Origin of the sequence: Burkholderia sp. MSMB1072 (assembly GCF_001524725.1) — a bacterium.
GTDB lineage: Bacteria > Pseudomonadota > Gammaproteobacteria > Burkholderiales > Burkholderiaceae > Burkholderia.
Genome location: NZ_LOYC01000057.1, coordinates 123,802 through 138,128 on the forward strand (window position 1 = coordinate 123,802; position 14,327 = coordinate 138,128).

At 64.1% G+C, this 14,327-nt stretch carries 14 protein-coding genes and 1 pseudogene; 3 read left to right on the forward strand and 12 right to left on the reverse strand.

What is annotated here, in order from left to right; translation table 11 throughout:
• Positions 1-14 precede the first annotated feature (14 nt).
• Entirely contained in the window at positions 15-905 is an 891-nt protein-coding gene (gene gcvA / locus WS89_RS26785; RefSeq protein WP_059794838.1) for a transcriptional regulator GcvA, read from the forward strand.
• Between the two features lie 25 nt (positions 906-930).
• Here gcvA and WS89_RS26790 read toward each other — a convergent pair whose 3' ends face one another.
• From WS89_RS26790 to WS89_RS26820, 7 genes are all read right to left on the reverse strand, one after another.
• Positions 931-1,518 (reverse strand): pyridoxamine 5'-phosphate oxidase family protein, encoded by a 588-nt coding sequence (locus WS89_RS26790; protein ID WP_059795097.1) that lies wholly within the window; start codon positions 1,516-1,518, stop codon positions 931-933.
• 94 nt (positions 1,519-1,612) lie between these two features.
• Positions 1,613-1,804, reverse strand: a complete 192-nt coding sequence (locus WS89_RS26795; protein WP_059794840.1) for a hypothetical protein — start codon at positions 1,802-1,804, stop codon at positions 1,613-1,615.
• Between the two features lie 12 nt (positions 1,805-1,816).
• Positions 1,817-3,016 carry an aminotransferase-like domain-containing protein gene (locus WS89_RS26800; RefSeq protein ID WP_059794843.1) on the reverse strand — a complete coding sequence of 400 codons (1,200 nt, stop codon included), beginning with the start codon at positions 3,014-3,016 and terminating at the stop codon, positions 1,817-1,819.
• Positions 3,017-3,244: 228 nt separating this feature from the next.
• Complete coding sequence (locus tag WS89_RS26805; protein WP_059794846.1) at positions 3,245-4,720, reverse strand: phytoene desaturase family protein; 1,476 nt, start codon at positions 4,718-4,720, stop codon at positions 3,245-3,247.
• The gene (locus WS89_RS26810) at positions 4,707-5,234 is read right to left on the reverse strand and encodes a pyridoxamine 5'-phosphate oxidase family protein (protein ID WP_059794849.1); all 528 of its coding nucleotides are present in this window, start codon (positions 5,232-5,234) and stop codon (positions 4,707-4,709) included. Before WS89_RS26810 ends, WS89_RS26805 begins: the two co-directional genes overlap by 14 nt.
• 84 nt (positions 5,235-5,318) lie before the next feature.
• Complete coding sequence (locus tag WS89_RS26815) at positions 5,319-5,726, reverse strand: hypothetical protein (protein WP_059794851.1); 408 nt, start codon at positions 5,724-5,726, stop codon at positions 5,319-5,321.
• Between the two features lie 500 nt (positions 5,727-6,226).
• Positions 6,227-8,527: an NADP-dependent malic enzyme gene (locus WS89_RS26820; RefSeq protein WP_059794855.1), complete on the reverse strand. Its 2,301-nt coding sequence runs from the start codon at positions 8,525-8,527 to the stop codon at positions 6,227-6,229.
• 134 nt (positions 8,528-8,661) lie between these two features.
• On the opposite strand from WS89_RS26820, the gene WS89_RS26825 reads away from it, so the two are divergent.
• Positions 8,662-9,633, forward strand: coding sequence for a LysR substrate-binding domain-containing protein (locus tag WS89_RS26825; protein WP_059794858.1), 972 nt, complete (start codon positions 8,662-8,664; stop codon positions 9,631-9,633).
• A 5-nt stretch (positions 9,634-9,638) separates the two neighbouring features.
• On the opposite strand, the gene WS89_RS26830 is transcribed toward WS89_RS26825, so the two are convergent.
• The 3 genes from WS89_RS26830 to WS89_RS26840 form a co-directional block, all read right to left on the reverse strand.
• A complete protein-coding gene (locus tag WS89_RS26830) occupies positions 9,639-10,316 on the reverse strand; it encodes a hypothetical protein (RefSeq protein WP_059794860.1) in 678 nt (225 codons plus the stop codon).
• Complete coding sequence (locus WS89_RS26835; protein WP_059794863.1) at positions 10,316-10,690, reverse strand: VOC family protein; 375 nt, start codon at positions 10,688-10,690, stop codon at positions 10,316-10,318. Before WS89_RS26835 ends, WS89_RS26830 begins: the two co-directional genes overlap by 1 nt.
• 160 nt (positions 10,691-10,850) lie before the next feature.
• The gene (locus WS89_RS26840; RefSeq protein WP_059795100.1) at positions 10,851-11,192 is read right to left on the reverse strand and encodes a DHCW motif cupin fold protein; all 342 of its coding nucleotides are present in this window, start codon (positions 11,190-11,192) and stop codon (positions 10,851-10,853) included.
• Between the two features lie 189 nt (positions 11,193-11,381).
• Here WS89_RS26840 and WS89_RS34760 point away from each other — a divergent pair.
• Positions 11,382-11,552 (forward strand): annotated as a pseudogene (locus tag WS89_RS34760) (TetR/AcrR family transcriptional regulator); the annotation flags it as partial.
• A 102-nt stretch (positions 11,553-11,654) separates the two neighbouring features.
• Here WS89_RS34760 and WS89_RS26845 read toward each other — a convergent pair.
• Positions 11,655-12,161, reverse strand: a complete 507-nt coding sequence (locus WS89_RS26845; protein ID WP_059794866.1) for a GNAT family N-acetyltransferase — start codon at positions 12,159-12,161, stop codon at positions 11,655-11,657.
• Positions 12,162-12,257: 96 nt separating this feature from the next.
• Entirely contained in the window at positions 12,258-14,282 is a 2,025-nt protein-coding gene (locus WS89_RS26850) for an SMI1/KNR4 family protein (RefSeq protein ID WP_059794868.1), read from the reverse strand.
• Between the last annotated feature and the right edge of the window lie 45 nt (positions 14,283-14,327).

The window sequence follows — 14,327 nt, forward strand, 5'->3', positions numbered from 1 at the left end:
TCTACAGCCTGACGATGCCTCCACGCTCCTCCCGCCTGCCGCCGCTGAATGCGCTTCGTGCGTTCGAAGTGTCCGCGCGGCACCTCAATTTCCGCGCCGCCGCCGACGAGATCGGCGTCACGCAGGGCGCCGTCGCGCAGCAGGTGCGCCACCTCGAGGACGTGCTCGGCCTGAAGCTGTTCGAGCGCCTGCCGCGCGGCCTCGCGCTCACGCACGACGGCACCGCGTATTTCTCCGACGTGCAGCGCGCGCTGCACGCGATCGCCGACGCGACCGACAAGCTCGTGAAACGGCGCGCCGCGCTGACGATCAGCACGACGCCGTCGTTCGCGTCGAAGTGGCTGATCCCGCGGCTCGCGCAGTTCACCGACGCGCATCCCGACTACGACGTGCGCGTGATCGCCGACCCGCAGATCGCGACGTTTCGCCACGACGGCGTCGATCTCGCGATCCGCTACGGCAAGCCGCCGTTCGGCAAGCATCTCGCCACCCATGCGCTGTTCCCGCTCGACGTGTATGCGGTCTGCAGCCCTTCGGTGCTGACCGCGCCGGCTTCGCCGCACGCGCTCGCCGGCCAGGTACTGCTGCACGACGCGCACGATCTGTGGCCCGAGTTCCTCGCCGCGATGCCCGAACCGGTCGACGTCGATCCGCACAAGGGGCTGCGCTTCAACCAGACGTCGCTCGCGATCGATGCGGCCGTCGCCGGCCAGGGCATCGCGCTCGCGACCGAGCCGCTCGTCGAGCGCGACATCGCCGCCGGACGGCTGTGCAAGCCGTTCGACTTCGCGTTTCCGCTGTCGATGGGGTTCTATCTCGTGTATCCGGCCGAACGCCGCGACGACGACGCGATCGCGGTGATGCGCGAGTGGATGATCCGGGCCGCGTCGGACGGGCGGCCTTGAACGGCTCGAGCGCGCGGAGTTCGCGTCAGGGCGCGATCCAGCGGGCGTCGTAGCCGCTTTCGTTCAGGTCGAATACCGCCCGACGATGGCCGGTGCGCGCGAGTTCGAGCCAGTCGATGCGCGTGACCGTCATGTGGATCAGGCAGAAATTTTCGTAGCCGTCGCCGGTGGGTGCGATGGCGTCGATATGCGCGGCTTCGGGCGACGCGACCGGCGTACCGGGCGGCAACGGCGCGCGATACAGCAGCAACGTATGCGGCCGGCTCGCTCGCCAGATCGCACGCCGTTGCGCTTCGTCGTCGCAGATCGACGCAACGCCTTCCGCGCGAATCTGCACGAGGGCATCGAGATCGCCGGCGACGATCGAGATACGCGGATCGCGAAGCAACTCCGCCACCTTCGCCGAACGCACGTCGGTATGAAACGACAGCACGCGCTCGGTGCGATTCACCTGACGCAATACGACCGTCCGGACCTTCGGTGCGCCATCGAGGCCGAGCGTCGCCGCCTGCAACATCGTGAACGGCGAGCGCTGCACACGTACGCCCGATTCGAGGCAGGACCACAGGCGGTCATAGGTTTGCGCGAGCGATTCGGAGGTCGAGTCGGACATGAGGCGGCGGCGATCGTCGGTGTTTCGATCGCGCAAGCTTAACCGTTTGCGTCGGCGACGCCTCGCATGCGATGCGCCGCCGCGCGTGCGCCGCTCAGTTGTAGCCGAGCACGACCGGCACCGCATCGCCGCCATCGGTCGCCGGCTCCGCGCCGAAGCGGCCGAGTACGTCGGCCACATATTGCGGCCCCGCGCCGATCTGCGACGAGCGATGCTTGGCCGGCCGCTTGTCGCCGGCGCCCGATGCTGCGCCCGTCGATGTCGTTTCGTTGATGGTGATCGTCATGTCGATGTCTCCTCACGCGGCCAGCGCCGCACCATACGCGCGCACGAGGCGCGCGACGCCTTCCCGGATCGCGTCGACGTCCGGCGCGGCGAACGACAGGCGCAGCGACGCTGCGTCGACGTTGTCCGCGAAGAACGCCTTGCCGGGCACGAACACGATCTTGTTGGCGATCGCCTGCTGCAGCAGCACGTCCGACGGCACCGCGCCGAGCCGCGCCCACACGAACATCCCGCCTTCGGGACGATGGAATTCGATTGCATCGCCGAAACCGTCGCGCAATGCGTCGCACATCGCGTCGCATTTGCGCCGGTACGCGGCCGTGATGCGCGGTAGATGGCGTTCGAGCGCGCCGTCGGCCAGGTATTCGGCGGCGCTCGCCTGCGTCCACGGCGTACTGCACAGATCGACCGTCTGCTTCGCGATCACGCAGCGCCGCGCGATTTCGGCCGGCGCGATCGTCCAGCCCACGCGCAACCCCGGCGCGACGATCTTCGACAGGCTCGCGAAATGCACGATCCAGTCGCGCGCGCCGTCCACTTCGCCGGCCAGCGCGAGCATCGACGGCACGGCTTCGCCGGCGAACCGCAGGTCGCCGTACGGATCGTCCTCGACGATCAGGAAGCGGTATTGCACCGCGAGGCGCAACAGCTTCAGCCGGCGTTCGCGCGTGAGCGTCGCACCCGTCGGATTCGCGAAGGTCGGAACCGTGTAGAGCAGCTTCGGCTGCGCGATCGCGCCGGACGCGAGTTGTTCGCCGAGACGATCGACGTCGAGCCCTTCGCCGTCGACGGGGATCGTCACGATGCGCGCCTGTTGCAAACGCATCGCCTGCAGCGTGGCCGGGTATGCCGGTTGTTCGGTCAGCACGACGTCGCCGGGCGACACCATCACGCGCAGCAGCAGGTCGAGGCCTTGCTGCGAACCGGTCGTGACGAGCAGTTCGGCCGACGTGCAGCCGACGCCGCGACGCGCCATCAGCGCGATCAGTTGCTGCTTCAGTTCGGCGAGGCCGTCGGTCGGGCCGTATTGCAGGCAGCGAACGGGCTGCGCGTATGCGCGTTCGGCGGCCGCATTCAGGCCGTCGACGTCGAACAGGTCGCTGGCCGGGTAACCGCCCGCGAACGAAATCATGCCCGGTTCGGACAGGTACTTGAACAACTCGCGGATCGGCGAGCCGGCGGGGTTTTGGAATGAGGGCGTGAACGCGTACATGTCGTCGTGAGCGGGTGGGCACGGCCGGCCGGGATAGCCGTCGCGTGCCGGCCGCCAAGGCGCTTCTGGCGCCGCGGCGGTGAATTCGAGCCACGATTGTCGATAGTCATTAAGGGCTCGGCAAACGATATCTATGCACTACGTCTTGCGGTTTGGTCATCAAATGGGGGAACGGGCGTGAGCGCGATGCGGGGGTCGGACATTGCCGACGGTCACGCAACGCGCCGATCACGCATTCCCGCGCATGTCCTGCATCGCGGCTTCCGCCGCCTGGATGCCGGAAAACATGGCCGTGGGTACGCCATACCCCGGGAACGTCGTCTGTCCTCCGAGATAGAGGCCACGCAGGCCTGCCCGATGCGGAAAGAACTTGTCGGGCGCCGTACCCGGGGCCATGCCGTACAGCGCGCCTTCGTACAAATGCCGTTCGCTCGCGAAATCCCGCGGATCCGCCACGCGGACGCTTTCGATGCACAGGCCGGGAAGATGCGCCTGTATCGCGCTGAGATAGTCGTCGACCGCCGCCTGCGTCATCGCGCGCGTCCATTCCGATACGGAGTGGATACCTGTCGCCGGCGCATACAGTTCCAGCACCGCCTTGCCGTTTGGCGCAAGCTCCGGCAACACCAGCGACGGACAGGTATAGGCGAGCCAATGCGGTACGCCCGGAGTCGATACATGCAGCGCCGCTTGTTGCCGCATCGAGGGCACACGATTGGTCATGAACGCGCGTGGCAGCATGGCGCCCGAGCAACCGACCTGAATCGAAATCGCCCGATGCGACAGTGGCGCCGTGCGAGCCTTGTGCGCGAGCCGCCTTGGCACCGCGCCGTCGGGCAACAAGTGCCGAACCACGTCGAAACCCGAACAGGTCGCCACGACGCAATCGGTCGCAATGCGCTCGCCGTCAGCCAGCACGATGCCGCGGACCGCCCCCTTCTCCACGACGATTTCGCGTACAGGGGCGCCGAACCGGATCGGCACCGAGCGCCTGGACAACTCGCGCGTCATCGCGGAGTTGATGACGCCCATGCCTGCACGCGGCAGATGGAATCCCTCCTCCAGCATGGCAATCAGGCCGACGATCTGCGTCGCCGGAAGGCGGTCGGGGCCTTGCCCGGTGTAGAGCAGGGTCGAGGCAACCGCCGACTGCAGGTCTGCATCGGCAAAGTGCGCTTCGATCAGACGGCTCGCATGCCCGCTCGTGCGGGGCAGGTAACGCCATAGTTTGCTCAACGTCCGTAGTAGCGAAGGCTCGTGCGGCAACACTTCATCGACCAGCGTGCGGTAAGCGGGCCCCCACTGTTGCCGGAGCCTGCCGAGGCCGTCACGCAGTTGCCGTGTCCTCGAATCCGCGCGATCGCCTTCCACATACGACGTGCCCGCACCGGACAGATGAATGGTCGTTCCATTGTCCAGGTGCGTGACGTGCGGGCGCTCGATGGCCACCATCGGCACCTCGCGATCGAAGTCGAGACCGAGGCGCCGGAAAGACGCGCGAATCAGCGACGGCACCGCGACATACATCGCGCCGTTGTTGAAGGTGAAGCCGTTCTTCGTCGTGGTGGAACAGCAGCCGCCTGCTTCGTCCGATGCTTCCACGATGACGACAGGCTTGTCACCGCGCGCCAGCATCAGCGCAGCGGCCAGGCCGGCCAGCCCTGCACCGATGACGACGACCGGCTGCTTGTCATTGCCCGTCATACGATCCCTCACGCAACGATTCGCGCATGGCTGGAAACGTGTGATTGACGTGCCAGTTGCCGTCCTTCTGGATCAGCCGAACCGAATTGAGGCCCAGCGGATCGGGTGCAATCCCCCGCATGCGTGACCACATCTCGACCCAGACCGGCGTGCAGGTGACGGCGATCACGTAAGGATCGTCCGGCCCGTCGGGAAACCACGTGAACAGCGACTCTTTCCAGATACGTTGTTTCAACGCCGTGTCGGCGGAAACCACCGGAACGGTTCCGAGCGTCACGTATCCACGGTCAGCCATGCTGAGGAAGGACAGGCTGATCGCGCTTCCCCGGCAAATCTCCAACGCTTTACGCGTTCTCGAATCGGTCATGAAACGAATCGTGAGGTCGCTTTCGATTTCCAGGATCTCGACGACTCTGGAGTTGATCTGACCGGAGGCGTCGTTCGAAGACACGAAACAGAGCGCGCAATGACTGACGATTTCATGGGCTTGTTGAAAGAGCTGGTCGGCATTCATGGTGATGTTGGACAGCGTTTCGTTTCGAGGAAACTTCTCTAAAACCGTGAAAATCCGGCAATCGGAAGTGCGCCGATGCTGCTTTCACGAAAGCGGTTTAGCGAATGACCATGCCTCGACGCCCACTTTCGCGGAATCAACGTATGTGACCGCATGCAGGCCCGCGCCAAGGGCGAACACAGCCACGAAAATCCAGCTCAAGCGCGTTCCGGCAAACAGCACGGGTTGCGCAATCGCCCTCAGCAACCAGAATCCGCTTCCCGCCAGCGCAAGCGGACCTCGGGTTCGCGTTTCAGCCAGGACGAGCGACACCGCATAGACAATGAACACGTAACTCAACATCACGTTGAGGGTCTGGGTGATGCCCCGATTGAGTCTCCCGCTTTTTTCGAGAGACCTTGGCCAGTCGAACCAGCGCCAGAAGGTCAAATGGAACAACGCGAAGCCAAAGTCATACATCGCGCTGAGCAAGGGCGATAGCGTGTGATGCATCAACGTCGCTCCAATGGCGGGTGTTGAACGTCGAAGGTTCCGCGTGACGTAGGCCTGTCATGGCTATCGACCGGCTATGCAGGAAACTTTCAATGCACTATGAGCAACTGTATACGTCGTGCATTATTTTGGCAACATGCGTCGGCGATGTTCTCTCGCGTTTCCATGCACGCCGTTTTGCCGGATGTGGCGCGGCCTCACGGTTCTTGCGGCCGTGACAGTGGTTGAAGAGGCCTATGGGCATGAGTTGCGGCACGCGGGCAGTGGCCGCGCGCGAATCCAGGATGGGGGCAGCCCCGCATCAACGCGATGACTGGCCCGGCAATGGGAATGTGCTCAGCGAAGCCAAATCGGAATCATGATCCCGCGAAAGCCGATCAGGTGTCCATGACCTGTTACAGCCTCTAGCAGCCGCCCGGATTTTATTTTTCAACGGCATTTCATGGCCAAATGCCGACAAACCGAGGGGCGGCCGCGGCCGCCCCGCAAGCGCCGATCACTCAGCCCGCCACACCCCGATTAGCCTCGATCACCGTCAAAGCAGCCATATTCACGATCCGCCGCACGGTCGCACTGGAAGTAAGAATGTTCACCGGCGCATTGACGCCGAGCAAGAACGGCCCCACCGCCACATTGCTCCCCGCCTCGGTCTTGAGCAGGTTGTACGCGATGTTGCCGGCATCCACATTCGGACAAACCAGCAAATTCGCCGCCCCCTTCAACGGCGACATCGGCAGCAGCTTCGCCCGCAGCCCTTCGTCGAGCGCACAGTCGCCATGCATCTCGCCATCCGCCTCGATATCCGGCGCCTGTTCCCGCACGATCTCCAGCGCCCGGCGCATCTTCACGCCCGAAGCCGCACTCCCCGACCCGAAATTCGACCGCGACAGCAGCGCCACCTTCGGCGTCAGATTCAGCCATTCCATCTGCCGCGCCGCCGCAATCGTGAATTCCGCGATCTGCTCCGCATCGGGGTTGTCGTTCACGTGCGTATCCACCAGCGCGACCGTCCGCTGATCGAGCAACAGGATGTTCATCGCCGCGTACGTCGACGCCCCCGGCTTCTTGCCGATCACTTCGTCCACGAACCGCAGGTGATTGTGATACTCGCCCACCGTCCCGCAGATCATCCCGTCCGCGTCGCCGAGCTGCACCATCATCGCGCCGATCAGCGTCAGGCGGCGGCGCATTTCCACGCGCGCCATTTCCTTCGAAATACCGTCGCGGCACCGCAGTTCCCAATACTTCGTCCAGTACTGCGGGAAGCGCTCGTCGTATTCCGGATTGGTCACTTCGACGTCCTGACCAAGCCGCAAGCGCAGGCCGAACCGCTCGATGCGCGCGAGCAGCACCTCCGGACGCCCGACCAGAATCGGCCGCGCAAGCTTCTCGTCGACGATGACCTGCACCGCACGCAGCACACGCTCGTCTTCGCCTTCGGTGAACACGATCCGCGCCTTGCCGCCGTCGCGCACGAGCTGACGCGCGGTCGCGAACAGCGGCTTCATGAACGCGCCCGAGTGATAGACGAATTGCTGCAACTGCTCGACATACGCATCGAGATTCGCGAGCGGACGCGTCGCCACGCCGCCTTCCATCGCCGCCTTCGCCACGGCCGGTGCGATCCGCACGATCAGGCGCGGGTCGAACGGCTTCGGAATCAGGTATTGCGCGCCGAACGATACGTCGTATGCACCGTAGGCCGCCGCGACGACTTCGTTCTGCTCTTCCTCGGCCAGCCCCGCGATCGCGTGCACCGCGGCGATCTCCATCTCGCGCGTGATCGTCGTCGCACCCACGTCCAGCGCGCCGCGGAAAATGTACGGGAAACACAGGACGTTGTTGACCTGGTTCGGGTAGTCCGAGCGGCCCGTCGCGATGACGACGTCGTCGCGCGTCTCATGTGCCAGTTCCGGGAAAATTTCCGGTGTCGGGTTGGCCAGTGCGAGAATCAGCGGGCGCGCCGCCATTTCCTTCAGCATCTCCGCCGTGAGAATGCCGCCCACCGACAGCCCCAGGAACACATCCGCGCCGCCGATCACGTCGGCGAGCTTGCGCGCATCGGTTTCCTGCGCGAAGCGCGACTTGGCCGGGTCCATCAGCGTGGTACGGCCGCGATAGACGACGCCTTCGATGTCGGTCACCCAGACGTTTTCCACCGGCAGCCCGAGGTCGACCAGCAGATCCAGGCACGCCAGCGCGGCCGCGCCGGCGCCCGACGTCACGACCTTCACTTCCTTGATCGACTTCCCGACGACCTTCAGCCCGTTGATGAACGCGGCGGAAACGGTAATGGCCGTGCCGTGCTGATCGTCATGGAAGACCGGAATCTTCATGCGTTCGCGCAGCTTCTGCTCGACGGTGAAGCATTCCGGCGCCTTGATGTCCTCGAGGTTGATGCCGCCGAACGTGGGCTCGAGGCCGGCAATGATGTCGACCAGCTTGTCCGGATCGGTCTCGTTGATCTCGATGTCGAACACGTCGATCCCGGCGAACTTCTTGAACAGGACGGCCTTGCCCTCCATCACCGGCTTCGACGCGAGCGGGCCGATGTTGCCGAGACCAAGCACGGCGGTGCCGTTCGTGATCACGCCGACGAGGTTGCCGCGGCTCGTGAAGCGGTGCGCCTGCAGCGGATCGGCGGCGATCGACTCGCACACGCTCGCCACGCCGGGCGTATAGGCCAGCGCCAGATCGCGCTGGGTCACCAGCGGCTTGCTCGCCACGACCGAGATTTTCCCGGGGGTCGGAAACTCGTGATAGTCGAACGCGGCCTGCTGCTGTGTCTCTGTCTGTTTCATGTTTGGGTCCCGGCGTGGGCGCCAGGCCAGTCCCGGCGCGATCCATGAAGGTGATTCTAGGGATCCGCCATAACGTGATGATTCTGTTTTAATATCGGTCCATCACTTTTTCCTGATGAATGCATGACCAGTCAATGAATTTTGATGCAAACGACGTGGTCAGGCGGCTCGGCGCTCGTCTGAAGATTCGGCATCTGGTGCTGTTGTTGCAGATCCAGCAGCACGGATCGCTGACGCGCGTCGCCGAGCACATGGCGAGCAGCCAGCCGGCCGTGACGAACGCGCTGTCCGAACTGGAGAGCATGTTCGGCACGTCGCTGTTCGAGCGCTCGTCGCGCGGCATGCGGCCCACCGCGCTCGGCGCGGTCGTGCTCGAACGGGCGAAGGCGATGATCAAGGATCTCGACCACCTCGCCCGCGAGATGGAGGCCGTCGCCGCCGGGCATGCGGCCCATCTGCACATCGGTGTGATTCCGTTCATCTCCGGCCAGATGCTGTCGGCCGCGCTGAAGCGGCTGCAGGCGCGCATGGAGCGGCGCCTGACCGTCACGATTCACGAAGGCACCAGCGATCAGTTGCTGCTGCAACTCCGGGATCACAGCGTCGACATCGTGATCGGGCGCGCGTCGTCGGCGATCGATCTCGGGCAGGTTTCGTTCGAAGTGCTGTATCAGCAGCAGCCGCGCATGATCGCGAGCCGGCGGCTGGCGGCGAAGCTCGCCCGCACGCCGCTGGACTGGCACAAGCTGCATGCGCTCGACTGGATTCTCGGCGCGCCGCATACGCCGATGCGCGAACAGGTGACCGACCTGTTCCTGTCGGCCGGCATCGCGCCGCCCGTGCCGATCGTCGAAAGCTACTCGTCGAAGCTGATCGGCGAAATGATCGCGTCGAGCGACGAGGCCGTGTCGATCGTGCCGGCCGACATCGCGGAAGAACTCGTGCGAATCGCCGGCGTGGCGATCGTGCCTTATTCGCTGGTATGGACGCTGCCGCCCATCGCGCTGTTCACGCGCGCCGCCGATTCGCAGTCGCCTGCGCGCGATCTGCTCGTCGACGCGCTGCGCGGGGTGTGCAAGGAGACGTACGGAGACGCGCAGCGATAGCCGCGTTACTTGCCCGCTGAAAGGCGACGCAGGATTTCCGCGCGCTCGGCGGCCAGCACGTGGTCCGAACCCTCGCCTCTGTCGTAGCGCTTGCTCGTGCGGTAAGAAAAGCGCTTCGCGTATTGATTGGCGGCAGGGTCGAACACCCATGCGTCGACTTCGAAGAAGTGCTTGTCGAAATGCACTTCGCCCTCTTGCCACTCGGCGTCCGCGCGGACAAACAGCGGATACGGCGACACCTCCGGCAAGTTCCACATCGCGCGATCGGCCATTTCCGTCTGCGTGACCTTCGGCATCAGGTTCTCGATCTTGCCGTCCGCGCCGACACGCAGCACGGCGACGCGCTCCAGCATCCCGCTGCCGCCGCCCGAGAACATCCCCGAGAAGAACACCCACGAGCCGCCGGACGCGATCGGCAACCGCTCGGACCGTGGATTCAGGCCGAACTGGTACAGCTCCTTCGAGGAATGGGGAAGCGGCGCCGGCGGCATCTCGAAGCACGGCGCACGGTCGGGCAGCACGCAGAGCTTCACGCCCGAGAGCGGAAGCCCGTCGCCGTTGAGCTTGCCTTCCGTCTGAGTGAAGCGCGGGAATGCAGTTTCGCGGGGCGCGGCTTGAACGCAGGCAATGCCGACGAGCGCAAGGCTTGCGATCGCCGCGAGCGTTTTACCGATCCCGCGCATCACCCCTCCGCCCGATGGCACACCGCCTCGATATTGTGTCCATCCGGACCGATGACGAACGCCGCGTAATAGTTCGCGTGATAATGCGGCCGCAGCCCGGGCGCGCCATTGTCCTTCCCGCCGGCCTCCAGCGCCGCGCGATGAAACGCATCGACTTGCTGCCGCGTGTCGACCACGAACGCGATGTGGAGATGCGCCGGTTTCTCGTCGGTCGGGAACAAACACAGCGAAGACTTGCTGGGCAGTCCGATCTCGATCCCGTACGACGGCTCGCGTTCCCCGACGATTTCGGCACCCAGCGGTTCGAGCGCCTTGAGAAAAAACGCCTTGCTGGCGGCGTAGTCGCTGACGCCGAATTTGACGTGGTCAAACATGAGTTCTCCCCGATGGATGGATCAGTCGGCATGTTGATGCGATGTCGCGATGACCGCAACGGTGTCACATGCGGTGGTGGTCCGTTACCCGCTCAATCGACCCGTATGAGACGTTCTGAGCATCTGAAAGCGGACTGACAAAATTACTCCGACACCCGGATCAGTCGACAATGAAAAGTTTCGCCCCCGTCCGGGTGTAGGACTGATGTGGTTCCGCGTTGTCGCCAACCTGGTAGCTCATGCCCGCCGTCAAAACGAACTTCCGCCCGTCCTTGAGCGTCGTTTCCAGTTCGCCTTCCATACAGAAAAGAACATGCCCTTTCTGGCACCAGTGATCGGCGAGGTAGCCGGGCGTGTATTCCACCATCCGCACACGGATCCGATTCGGCTCTTCACCAAAGAACCGCGTGCGCCAATAAGCGACGCCGGTTTCTCCTCGATGTTCCGTTCGCTCGATTTCGGCCCAGTTGGTCGTGCCAAAGGCAAACGCATCCATTTTCATACTGTCGCTTCCTGTATAGGTCGGGCTTTCGTGCCGGGGCCAATCCGCCGTCGCGATCATGCAATCCATTCGCATCCGATCGCCTTGGACATCAAACACTATTCCACAATTGCAAGTCGAGCATTCCGTGACGAATTCGGAGTGACCGATACATGCCCCTGATCTTGCGTCGTGACGCGGTAGCGCGGCAAGGTTCTGTCCGCGGCGGCAGTGGTCGGTGCCCGGGAGCGCAAACAGCGGGCACGGGCGATCTTCGCCGCCATCGCCGGCGCCCAGCTCATCGCGCGGAGCCGCGCCGATCTCTCGCTCTATGACGCGCTGATTGACAGTTATCGTAAAGCGGGCCTTTTGCCGGCGTAGCAGGGTAACGGGGGCGCGGCTTCAGATGAACGCGTGGTGTTCGATCGTGCGCCCCGACTGACGTGGATTCCGCCGCCGATGTTTGCTGCAGGACCGCCGCGATCACCGGCGGCCCGAATTGACAGGTTTTTCGTAAAGAGACCAGACAATACCGTCCGCTTTCAATCCGACGCGGACAAAGCCCAGCGACTCGTAGTAAGCGCAGAGCGTGATGTTTTCAGCGCCGCAGTCGAGTCGAAGCAAACGCCGGTTCAAGCGGCTCACCTCATGAGCGCACCAGTCGAGCATGAAGCTGCCGAGCCCGAGGCCGTTGAAACCCTGCCGCACACAGAGGCCGTGCACGTAGCCTGCAATCGGCGCTTGGGGCCCCCAGTGTCTGTCATCGTCGAAGTCGAGCGAGAACGTTCCGACCAGCGCGCCATCCTGTTCGACGACGTATACGGCTTTCTCGGCGACGTGGTTTCGTACCCACCCTTCGGAGAATCCGTCGCCCTCCTTGCCCCATACGTAGTCGCGGTGCGCGACCTTCTTGGCATGTGCATCGTTCCGGATCCGTGTCAGCACCGGAACATCGTCGACCGTCGCCTTGCGGACGCTTTTCGACACCATCGTTCGTTTCTCCGTCGGGTCTGGGCCGCCATCCCGCCACATCGCGCCACGCGTCGGTTATCGACGAGGCGGCACGACTGCACGCTCCATGAGTACTCAGCTTGATTGTCGCGCCGACGCGATGCCGGCAAGCCACTCGGGAAAACTCCCCGCGATACGCTCGCGCCGCGCATCATCATGCCAGACCCGAATCACTTGACCAGCGACGCCGCCTTCAGCGGGATCGAGGTCGACACACAAATGATTGCCGCTGCCGTCATGGGTGAACGGAATCCACTTCAGGTTGTACCAGTCGCCGGCGATGCCGGGATCCGGCTCCGATGTCATGCCGTCAAAATCGCCGCCGTCCACGAGACCTTTCCAGACGCGCCATTGCGCGAGGATCTCGTGCACGCTCAGCAGCGCATCGCTTCCGGAAAACGCATCGCCCAACGCTGCTTGGCCATTGTGAATGCGAAGACTGTCGATGAGAACGCCGGGCAGCTTCGTACCCAGCGCGACCTGCAAGGCATCGATATCATCCTCGGACGCCGGTCCGTTGAGTCCGCCCGGCAAGCGTGACGCATCGGCGGCGAATGCTGCGTCGATCCGCTGCCATGTTTCGCGAAGGTCGACGGTGCGTGCGCCGTCGGTAGCGCGGGCCGCCATGCGGGTGTCGGCCGTCGGCAACGCTTGTACGGCTCGCTCGGCGGATGTCGCCGTGACGTGGCGCGGCGGCTCGCTGGAAAGATCGCGATCGAGACGCAGGAACAGCACGGACGAACCTGTCGCCATCGGATAGTCCGCCGCCGGGATCGCGACGAGCACATCGGCACGGACGACACCACCGATCAATCCATCATCTTCGGACGGCAGCAGGCGAACGACCGGATTACCATCGACGTCGCGGTGCAGATTGCCCCATCGCATCGCGTTCAGTCGAGCATCGCGCTCGACGCTGTGGTCAATGATGCCGGCTTCCCAATGGGGCCCCGGTGTTGCGGCGTGCTCGAGCAAATCGAGCACGCGCGGCATGATCGCGTGCATCAGCATAGCGACCGCATTAGTGTGGCCCGGCAGGTTGATCAGCGTGGCCTGATCGTAGCTGGTCATGACCGTCATCCCGCTCTGCGTACCGTCCGGCCGCGTGAACGTGAGCGTGGTTTTCTTCGGCGGCGAGCGATCGTCGCTGCGTCCGAAGTTGAAACGATCCGCCGGTGTTTGCTGGATCTCGACGGTCGCGTCGTCGCGCGAATACACCGGTTGCGCATTCAGTCCGACATCCCGGAAGGGCGGCTTGGCAGGCAATCCGGCTCCGACGATCAGGTCATAACGTTGCGCGAGCTCGGCGAGCTTCTTCCTGAATGCGTACTCGTTCTGTTGCACCTCGAGCGGCGACAGCGCCATGTCCGGAGGCTCGATGTATTCGACCGAGTGGACTTCGTATCCCCAGCGCTGCAGTACCGCACGGATATACGGTCCGCTCGTGTCGGGCCGCTGCCAGCGTTCGCGAGCGATGCCGGGCGCGCGCTGTTCATATCCGACGATCACCACGCCGATGCGCGGCCGTTTGGTGACCTCGATATCGCGAACACCTGCCGCTATCAGCGCGATCTGCCGTTCGGCCGTTATCCGGCTGCCCTTGGGCAGGAGCAGGCTGCCTTGTCGATATTCGCTGCCGGGAGCGATGACGTGTTGTCCAGCCGATAGCGGCGCGTGCAGCAGCAGGAAAGACCGGGCGCCGCGATACGTAATTTCAAGGTCGCCTTTCGGGACGACGGTGTCGGCGTTTTCCGGCAGTGCGAAATACGGAGGAACATCGACCGCACACCGCGCGCCGATTGCGCGAGCCGCCGGACTGCCCGCTGGCGAAGCCAGTGCGCGTCGGCTGAACTCGAAATCGAGTTCGGCGGGCGCACTATGCGTCGCGTGTACGGTATCGGATGCGCGCACTGCATAGCCTTCGATCGCAGCGAGCGGAACGGGCGGGACATTCTCCCGTGCGAAAACATCGGCCGCCGTCACGCGCGTCAGCGCATCCTCCACCGCCACCGTCTCGGATTGCATCGCGCCCGGCACGACGCGTCGACAGCGTTCATAGGGCTGGTTGAGCCAGAAAGGGAAATTCTCGTGATCGCTCATGTGGTGAATGTTTTCATGCCGCGGTTTGGGGTCACCCGCGAACCG